At 34.7% G+C, this 9,880-nt stretch carries 7 protein-coding genes and 1 pseudogene; 7 read left to right on the top strand and 1 reads right to left on the bottom strand.

All coding sequences use genetic code 11. From position 1 onward, the window contains the following. Nucleotides 1–138 precede the first annotated feature (138 nt). The gene (locus tag OOK82_RS07335) at nt 139–1,032 is read right to left on the bottom strand and encodes an Rpn family recombination-promoting nuclease/putative transposase (RefSeq protein ID WP_264686103.1); all 894 of its coding nucleotides are present in this window, start codon (nt 1,030–1,032) and stop codon (nt 139–141) included. A 416-nt stretch (nt 1,033–1,448) separates the two neighbouring features. Between OOK82_RS07335 and rnhA the strand changes: the two are divergent. From rnhA to wmk (OOK82_RS07300), 7 genes and pseudogenes are all read left to right on the top strand, one after another. Continuing rightward, nucleotides 1,449–1,872: pseudogene (rnhA, locus tag OOK82_RS07330) on the top strand (ribonuclease HI); the annotation flags it as partial. Nucleotides 1,873–1,964: 92 nt separating this feature from the next. After that, on the top strand, nt 1,965–3,755 hold the full coding sequence (gene mutL / locus OOK82_RS07325) for a DNA mismatch repair endonuclease MutL (protein ID WP_264377091.1): 1,791 nt from the start codon (nt 1,965–1,967) through the stop codon (nt 3,753–3,755). A 68-nt stretch (nt 3,756–3,823) separates the two neighbouring features. Then, nucleotides 3,824–4,762, top strand: coding sequence for a WO male-killing family protein Wmk (gene wmk / locus OOK82_RS07320; protein WP_264377092.1), 939 nt, complete (start codon nt 3,824–3,826; stop codon nt 4,760–4,762). A gap of 169 nt (nt 4,763–4,931) precedes the next feature. Beyond that, nucleotides 4,932–5,597 carry a JAB domain-containing protein gene (locus OOK82_RS07315; protein WP_264377377.1) on the top strand — a complete coding sequence of 222 codons (666 nt, stop codon included), beginning with the start codon at nt 4,932–4,934 and terminating at the stop codon, nt 5,595–5,597. A 186-nt stretch (nt 5,598–5,783) separates the two neighbouring features. Next, nucleotides 5,784–6,986: a hypothetical protein gene (locus OOK82_RS07310; protein WP_264377094.1), complete on the top strand. Its 1,203-nt coding sequence runs from the start codon at nt 5,784–5,786 to the stop codon at nt 6,984–6,986. 572 nt (nt 6,987–7,558) lie between these two features. Further along, on the top strand, nt 7,559–8,830 hold the full coding sequence (gene ltrA, locus OOK82_RS07305; RefSeq protein ID WP_264377358.1) for a group II intron reverse transcriptase/maturase: 1,272 nt from the start codon (nt 7,559–7,561) through the stop codon (nt 8,828–8,830). 96 nt (nt 8,831–8,926) lie between these two features. After that, nucleotides 8,927–9,847: a WO male-killing family protein Wmk gene (gene wmk / locus OOK82_RS07300; protein ID WP_264686027.1), complete on the top strand. Its 921-nt coding sequence runs from the start codon at nt 8,927–8,929 to the stop codon at nt 9,845–9,847. Nucleotides 9,848–9,880: the final 33 nt, after the last annotated feature.

The raw sequence follows: 9,880 nt of genomic DNA, 5'->3' as shown, positions 1-9,880 counted from the left end.
TAACGTTATGATAGTAATTTATATAATTCTATGTGCAATCTTCATAGCTATTTTAGACAGTTCACTAGATTCTTAATTAGGGGATATGTCTAACTTAGGAAAGATTTTCATCAATGTTGAAGTGAATAAGTAGGGATATTATGTTTTTTCTTTGAGTTGTGAAATTTCAGAATGAGAGAGACCAGTAATTTGAGCTATAACATCTATAGAAACACCGGCCTTGAGCGAGTTTTTTGCTACTTCAATTTTACCTTCAATTTTACCTTTTTGATGGCCGATTTGGATGCCTTCATGTTTAGCATCATCAAGTTTTTGTTCCAAGATAGCAGCTTCTTTCTGTAAATCCATTACCCTTTCTTCATAAGCTAATAGGTCCTTCTCATTCCAATGGAACTTATCTAATTCATCATATGCTAGCTTTATTATTGGTGATTTTTCTGCTATTTTTCTTAAATCTTCATCAGTTGTTTCTTCTGCATATTTAAAGAAAAATAGCCAACGATCTACTACATTTTCTAGCTGCTCTTCTCTACTTTTGGGAAACTTTGGTAACTCAATGAAGATAAATTGAAAATCTTTTAAGTCATGCTCATTAGTTTTTTCATCTCTTATGGTATGGCTAGATATATAATCAAGCTTATCAGGAAATAAATTACAATTAGAAATAGCAATAAAGAAAACCTTCTTTAAATCAATGTACTTACCACCTTTATCAGCCTGCCTTGAGTAAGCCTTAGCAGCATATAATTGAGCCCGTTTTTCGAAGCCTTTATCACGAGCGAGTTGCATCTCAATCACGTATCTGGCCCCAGTGGAATCTCTGCACAGAACATCAACAATACTCTGCTTATCAGAGGCAATTTCAGGGTCCATAATGGTGCTAAGGAATTCAACTTCTTGTATAGTATTTATTTCAGTAAACCCCAAAATATCATTCAAAAAGTGAATAAGGATATTCTTATTTTTTTCAGTACCGAATATTTTCTTAAATGTTAAATCAAGCTTAGGATCTAAAAATTTTGAAAGAGCCATAGGGAATCGACTTAAAAAGCATTAATAATTATACACAATTGTGAAGAAATATTCAACGTTTTTGTGCTAAAGTCTATTAAAGTTAGCTAAATTTCAAGAGTTGGCAAAAAACTACCTTCATAGATGACCATAGAATGCTACTGCGCACCTTAGCTGTTTATTTTATCATCTTTTACAACTCCCTCCATAAACCCCAGCAAATGAATTCATGAGCTATAAAGAGCTTTAAAAACACTTATTTTGGGTGTGAGAGATTAACCTCCTAATAAAAATACAAGCCCAAAAGCTCAATTACGATTTACCTAATATCGTGAGGACAGGTTCATTAATCTCCCACACCTTTACATGATAAAGATCTTGAAACTTAGTGTCAACATTTCAGTAGCAAATTTATGTTAAATCTATATCCTGTCAATATGGACAAAAAGAAGGTTATAATATATACAGATGGATGGAAATCCGGGGCCTGGTGGATGGGCAGCCGTGGTGATGTATGAAAATAAAAGTATCTTTATCAAAAAACGCATCTCTGGAGGTGAAGAAAACACAACGAATAACAAAATGGAGTTAAAGGCTGTGATTAACGGGCTAAAGATGTTGAAAGTTTCTTGCAAAGTTGTTTTACACACTGATAGTCAGTATATTAAACAAGGTATAACAGAGTGGATCAACAAGTGGAAAACAAATGGTTGGAAGACAGCTGATAAAAAGCCAGTAAAGAACAAGGAATTATGGAAGGAATTGAATGAAATTGTCTTGCAGCATGATATTAACTGGAAGTGGGTTAAGGCTCACAGTGGTAATACCTATAATAAAGAAGCAGATAGACTTGCTAGAAAGAAATCTAAAAAGCTAAAATATAGAGATTGTGAGATCAAGAAATCACAAAAAAATAGAGGGAGCTCTAAGTTTTATAGATTGGAGGGAGTGTTATGGCAATAATTCTTTTAGACACAAAAACTATAAATCGTATAGCAGCGGGAGAGGTAATAGAAAGGCCAGCGAGTGTAGTAAAGGAATTAGTAGAAAATGCAATAGATGCTGGAAGTTCAGAGATAGAGATCAAAATAGAAAGTGGTGGGCGTAATCTTATAACTGTAACAGACGATGGAAATGGAATAGAAAAGGAAGATTTGGAACTTGCGTTTATGCGCCACGCTACTTCAAAATTAAGCGATAGTGAGTTAATAGAAATCAAACATCTTGGCTTTAGAGGAGAAGCTTTGCCTTCAATTGCAGCAGTAAGTAGAATGAAATTATCGTCTAAGGCAAGTGGAGCAAAGGAAGCATGGTCTATAAGATATGAGGGAGGAGAAAAAATAAGAGAGATTACCCCTTGTTCTTTGTTGCAAGGTACATATATTGAAGTTCGTGACTTATTTTTTGCTACACCAAATAGACTAAAGTTTCTAAAAACCGAAAGGGCAGAAACACAAAGTATTGTTGATATTGTGAATAACTTAGCGATGATTAATTATAGTATTGGGTTTACTCTCACTTCTGGTAATAAAAAGCTCTTAAAATATGTTAAGCAAACTTCGCTGTTCAACAGATTATGTGAAATAGAAGAAGAATTTCAAAGCAATTCACTGGAAGTTAAAGAGGAAGAAGAAGGCATCAAACTTAAGGGACACATCTGTAAACCTAATGTCAATCGTGGCAACTCAACTCAAATTTATACGTTTGTTAATGGAAGGCCAATAAAAGAGAATCTACTTGTTGGTGTAATTAGATATGCGTATCACGATTTTATTCCAAACAATAGGTATCCTTTTGCAGTGTTGCATTTAGAAGTACCATATGACCAAGTAGATGTAAATGTGCATCCAAATAAATCGGAAGTAAGATTTCAGAATAAAAGGCTAATATATGAAATAGTGAGAAGAGGGATAATAAAAACACTATCAACGAGATTTGCAGCGGGTGATCAAGGTATTGAAGAGGAGCTAATTTTTAATGATAGTAAAAGCCAAGAGCAGGTTGATAGTCAAGAGAAAAAAGATCAAAAAGAATTTTATGAAAAGAGGCCAAGTCTTTTAGAAAATCATTTAATGAAAGAATTCAATGCACCAGATGAAAGAAGGCAAAGCTTACCAGAAACGTTTAAATATGGAGAATCTCCAACCCAAAAGGGAACGATGGTTCTAGAAAAGAAGCAAATTGATTTGATAGAGGATCACCCTCTAGGATATGCACGCTGTCAGGTCTACAATACTTACATTATTGCTGAGGCTGGAGATAGGCTGATTATAGTAGATCAACATGCAGCCTATGAGAGATTGATATACGAGTGCTTAACAAGCATAAAAAGACAAAAACTTCTCATTCCTGAAATAGTTGAAATTAAAAACCAAGCTGGAATGGAGATGGTTAAAACTTATAAAGATAAGCTTTTTGAAATGGGTTTTGGTATTGAAATAGAATCAGAAGATAAAGTAAGGGTAAAAGAAATACCTGCAATCTTGGGAACAATAGATATAAAAGAGATGCTAGTTGATATAGTAGATAAGTTAATGGAAATAGAAGATACGCTACCAATAGAGGATAAGGTGAACAAAATATCATCCATAATCGCTTGCCACGGAGCAGGAAGAAAAATGAAATTGGAAGAGATGAATGAGATACTAAGACAAATTGAGAAAACTCCATATTCTGATCACGGAAGACCAACGTATATAGAAATGAAACTAAGTGATATAGAAAAATTGTTTGAAAGGAGATGAGTTCAGTTTGTCAAAAAGGTTGCCAATTAAGTATACGTAACAGCTCTTCTGGTTATGGAGTATAAAATGTGAAAAAAGAGAATAAATGCTCTAATTTTTTAGATTACAAAGTAATAGGACAGGAAGTAAGAAATCGTAGATTAGCAAAGGGCTATACTCAAAAAGATTTAGCAAAAAAAATCGATACAACATATCAGGTAATACTGCAATATGAAAAAGGAACACGCAGAATTTCAATTAAGAAGTTATATGAATTAGCAGAAGCATTATCAACAACTGCTAGAGATCTAGCTTGCGGACAAGAAGTATCAAATGAGGAAAAGTACGAGGGAGAAGAGGTATTAAATCTAGTAAGAAGACATAAAGAGATTAAGGATCAAGAATTACGTGAAACGTTTTATTTATTAACCAAATTCATCCGTATTAGTGAGGAAGAAAGTGGAAAGGCAGTAAAAGTAGAGGTGGCAAAGGGTTTAGTTAAGGAAGGAGTTTCTGCTCATGTTATCTCTCGAACAACCAATTTATCTATTGATGAATATGATAATGATGAGAAAAAAATTTCTATTCCGTATAAAGTAGGTCAAAGAATAAAAGAATGGAGGTTGAGAAGAGGATACACTCAGGAAGATTTAGCAAGTAAAGTGGGTATAATAAATCAAAGAATATATGAATATGAACAAGGACGAGCTGCTGTTTCACTTGAAATGTTAGATGAAATAGCAAAGGTACTATCAATTAGTATTACAGACCTACTTCCAGAAACAACAGAAAATGAGAATAGTGAAGCAGAGCTATCAAAGTTAATAGAAGAATACAAAAAGATTAAAAGCCAAGAACTACGTAATGTACTAATAAAATCTCTGTTTGAAAGTATACAAGTTTGCAAAGAGAAAGTGGAGAGAGTAGAAAGGATGAAAATTGCAAAGAATTTAGTTAAGGAAGGAATTTCTATCAATATTATTTTAAAAACAGTAGGCATCTCTTTAGACGAAATTCAACAAATTTAAAATAAAAAATCAGTATCTATTAATATCTTTACTTTTTGATGAAAAAATAAGTAAAAAAGATTGAAAAATTGATTTGACTTCACTCAAAAGCTATGGCCTTATGCCAAGACTGCTAAAAAATGGCAGTAAATATATAAAAACATTTTGTTATTAGTGAAGGGTAATTTTTATGAATAATAAGAAAGATCGTAGAGAAGAAATAGAATTCAGAGCATTAGAAAGCAACGGTAAAGCTCTACTTGATCGTGAAGTAATAGAAACGTTTCTAAGTGCAGTGCATGACAGGGAAGAAGCTCGAATTATTGCTAGAAAGCTAATAGATAGTTTTGGAATAGGAGGAGTTTTAGGCCAGGAAATAGATGACTTGAAAACTATAGAAGGGATAACTGACTCTACAGTAGCAGTAATTTTATGCCTAAAGGAAGCTGCAAAGAGAGTACCAAGAGAAGAGTTAAAGAAAGGACCTGTAATGGATAACTTGGAAACCATAGTAAAATATTTAAGGGTGAGTATTGGTTATTCGGAGGAGGAAAAGATGAAAATAATATATTTTGATCAAAAGTGCCATTTAAAGGGGGAAGAAGTGTTCACTGGTACAGTGGATAAGGTACCTTTTTACATAAGAGAAGTAACAAGAAAGGCATTAATAAGGAAAGCGACGTCAATAATAATATCGCATAACCACCCAGAAGGAAGGTTAAAGCCATCTGATGAGGATGAAGCTGTAACTAAAGACTTGGCTAAAGCTTGTCAGACTATAGGGATTAGGTTACTGGATCACATTATCATTACAAGTGTTGGATATTTTAGTTTTAAAGAGCAAGGACTGTTATAAAGCAGATGTTTGAAGTAGATGAAGAGTCTTACTTTTCATGAGTTATTTAGCTACTTGAATGAAGAAAGTATTTGCAAATACATTAATTCTTGTTTATAATTAATGAGAAAGTATATATTAAATTAATTATAAAGTAATAAAGTCGGTTATAGACTTAGTAAAATATATTTAATAGCGGAGGCTAATATGAGTAATAAAATAATTGTACCTTTTGATGATCAAGAAGGAGGTACTTACGAGTTAAACATTGATCTTGATAGATTATCAAAAGGTGAGGTGTTAAATGCGATTATAGGAATTGGTCGTACTAAGGAGCAATCCACCTTTGTAAGCAAAATTAATAAGGCTAAAAAGCCTGAGGAAATAGCACCTTTCCCTGGTAGAGAAGTTCGCGAAAACAAAATCAACTGTGGGAAAGGATTTGACTATGTTTATGGCACAAAACCTGCAAGTGATCAAGAAGATAAAAATCCATTTACCTCTGCCTTGCAAAAAATAAAGCCAAGTATAAGCGAAAGTGAAAAGTTGAGCTGGTTTAAGAGTGGAGTGGTAAAAGCAAAAACCCCAAAAGAGATGAACAAAGTTATAGATGAAGTAATAGGTGATGGAACAAGGCTAAATGCATGTAATGATGGGGAATGGAGTTTCTCAGAGTATGTAGTATTAGGTACACATTTTCATAAATTTGATAAGGTTGATCGTAAAAAGGTAATACGTAAATTAATGTTAAGCGGTGCAGAGTTTCATGATACTCTACTACAGAATAAACTGATAGGTGAAATCTATGATGAGCTACAACCAGAAGTTCAGCCACAGATAGATAAGCAACTAGAAGAACTAGAAAAAGCTGGCGAAAGTGCTGTTCAAGAAGGATCCTTAATAGATCTCGAGATAGACAATACAACATCATATATAGAATTTTCTGATAATAGCAAGGTAGAGGTAGCCAAAATACTGGAAGCAAACAGAAAGTTAGGAAGTAATATTTTAAAAATTGGTAATGATGCAGTTGAGGTTAAAAGCGAGAAGGGAGGTATAAGAAACTATATCGATATGTCAGATGAAAGCTCTATTATATTACAATTTCCTACAAGCATTGGTCAGCTAAATATTATATTGTACCACGATGTAAAAAAATATGATCAAGTACAAGTCAGAGTAGAAAACAAGGAAATGTGGGCTGAGTTACAAAAAAGAGGCGAAGAAATAGGAAAAAACTGCCTTTTTGGGGGAGTGAAACTTCAAGAAGCAGTAGAGAAAGGTAATTTCACTAGATGTGGCATATGGAATGAAAAGTATGCTATAAAAGAGATTAGCAATGATGAAGTATTGTCTTCATGGGTAAATAGGGTATGTGGAGGTAGTAAAGAAACCTTTAGGGAACTTTAATTCATTTATTTTAAGGTTCCAGAGTTTAGTGTGCCGTAGAGACACAAGGAATGTTCAAGTAAGAGCAAACTAAGTGCAAAAGCTACGCAATAGATGGGGGTGGGCCCCTCGGAGCCGGCTTACAAGAGCAGGCTTCAAACAACCATAAGCTGCTTTGGTAAAAAGCTAAGGTAGTGAGCGTTATGGAAAAGGCGCAAATATGCGTCATGTGTAAAATAGAGAGATGAATGAAAATGAACCACTGATAAAGTGTCGAAAGGAATTGGATGATGTCAAAACCAGGGGTTAGACTTAACCTGGGATAAATCTATCGGGAGCTTGTTTACTGGATAGATGGCGTCCGGCATAGAGGTGGCATGAATCTATTTTGGGCTATTGCGTGGAACTGCGGGAACCTGTCGTTTCGATGATAAGGGAGAAATCCAAGGAGCTGATCTCTGAGGATGAGAGTACCGATGCGGAAAACAGGGGCGGATCAGCTCGTAGTAGTGAAGAAGTTTCTGTAATGGAAATGGAGCGAAGGAGCTGAGTTATTTAGTTTTAGTTATTTATCAACCGAAAGGGAGGAGTTAATGAATAAAACAAAGTCTTTTGATATACCAAAGCAACTTATTTGGAGAGCTTATAAACAAGTATCGAAAAATAGAGGTGCTGCTGGTGTAGATGGGGTTTCGATAACAAAGTTTGAGGAAAATCTAAAAGATAATCTATACAAACTATGGAATCGTATGACATCCGGAAGTTATTTTCCAGAGCCTGTAAAAGCTGTAGCAATACCGAAAGATATGGGAGGAGGACAAAGAATTTTATGTGTTCCTTCAGTATCAGATAGGATAGCGCAAACAGCAGCAACAATGTATCTCGAACCGTTAGTGGAGCCAAAATTCCATGAGGATTCATATGGTTATAGATCGAATAAATCAGCATTGGATGCGGTAGATACAGCGCGTAAGAGATGCTGGAAGTACGATTGGGTGGTAGACCTTGATATATCAGGGTTCTTCGACAATCTGGATCACGACTTAGCACTTCAGGCTATCAAGAAACACACAGACTGCAAATGGGTCATACTATATGTTGAAAGGTGGATGAAATCCCCTATACAACTTGCAGATGGCAGTAAAGTAGTTAGGGATAAAGGAGTTCCGCAAGGAGGTTCAGTTAGCCCAATCATCTCTAATATATTCATGCATCATGTGTTTGATATATGGATGAAAAAGAACTATCCGACGGTACCATTTGAGAGATATGTGGACGATGCGATAGTGCACTGCAGAACAGAGAAACAGACAAGATTTGTGAAAGTAATGATCGAAGAAAGATTGGCTGAGTATAGGTTGAAATTACATCCTAAAAAGACACAGATAGTGTACTGTAAGGATGACAATAGGAGAGATGAATTTCCTAAACAAAGTTTTGATTTTCTGGGTTACACATTCAGACCCAGGTTAGCAAGAAATAAAATAGGGAAGCATTTTGTTTCATTTCTCCCAGCAATTAGCAACAAGGCCAAGAAAAAGATTACTACAACCATAAGATCATGGAAAATGCTACGAAATACGCATATAACATTAGAGGAGATATCAGGAAAAGTAAATCCAATAGTCAGAGGCTGGTATCAGTACTATGGCAAATTTTACAGAACTGAGGTCTACAAATCTCTAAAGAATGTAGAGCGGCATCTAGAAAAGTGGGTCAAAAGGAAATATAAGAGACTCAGGAGTCACGGAAGACTAGCAAGACAATTTCTAGGAAAGGTGAGAGATAGGTCTCCAAATATTTTCTATCATTGGACACTAGGTTTAGGGTCAAAAAGGCTAAATAATGGGAGCTGTATAAGCTGAGAGGTTTATGTACAGTTCTGCGAGAGACTGGTAGGGGAAGTTCCACTGGTCTACTCTCCCTGGAGCCTTTGAGCTATAGTAGAAAATATTATATATATGGTTTTTTGCGTGGAAAAAAGTCTAGATTATGAAGTAGGACAAAAAGTAAAAAGTTGGAGGTTAGAGCGAGGTTATACTCAGAAGGGTTTAGCTGAGAAAATTGGTGTAAAGTACTGGGTAATACTGCAATATGAGAAAGGGAACCGTAAAATTCCAATTAAGAAGTTATATGCTATAGCAGAAGCATTATCAGTAAATGTTAAAGGTCTAGTTTGTGGAGAGACGCTACCAAATGAAAAAAGATATTTTGAAGATAAAGAAATATTAAATTTAGTAAAGGGGTATAAGGATAAAGAATTAAGCGAGGTATTTTATTTATTAACCAAATTTATTCGTTTGAGTGAGGAAAGAAGCAGAAAAGCGGTAAAAATGGAAGTAGCAAGGGGTTTGATGAAAGTAGGAGTTTCTGCTCATGTTATCTCTCGAACAACTAACTTATCTATTGGTGAGTATGAGGAGAACAAAATTCCCATTCCATACAAAGTAGGGCAAAGGATAAAAGAGTGGAGATTGATACGAGGATATACTCAAAAAGATTTAGCGAATAAAGTTGGCATAACAAATCAAGGAATATACGAATATGAACAAGGGCGAGCTGCTGTCTCACTTGAAATGTTAGATGAAATAGCAAAGGTATTATCAATCAGTATCATAGATCTACTTCCCGAATCAGATGAGGATAGTGAAGCGGAAGAAAAGCTATCAAACTTGATAGAAGAATACAAAAAGATTGAGAGTCGGGAATTACGCGATATGCTAATCAAGTCTTTATTTAAAAGTATACATGTTTGTAGAGAAAAGGTCAGAGAGGAAAAGAAGATTGAAGTTGCAAGGAATTTAGTGAAAGAAGGAATTTCTGTTGATATTATCTTGCAAACGACAGGCTTATCAAATTATATGATTGAGAAATTTTTGTGATTTCATAAAAACTTAGCCAATGGTGGATTTTTT

The organism is Wolbachia endosymbiont (group B) of Apotomis betuletana, assembly GCF_947250475.1.
GTDB lineage: Bacteria > Pseudomonadota > Alphaproteobacteria > Rickettsiales > Anaplasmataceae > Wolbachia.
Note: the sequence above shows the minus strand (reverse complement) of the source record. Positions and strands in the feature narration are given on the sequence as shown.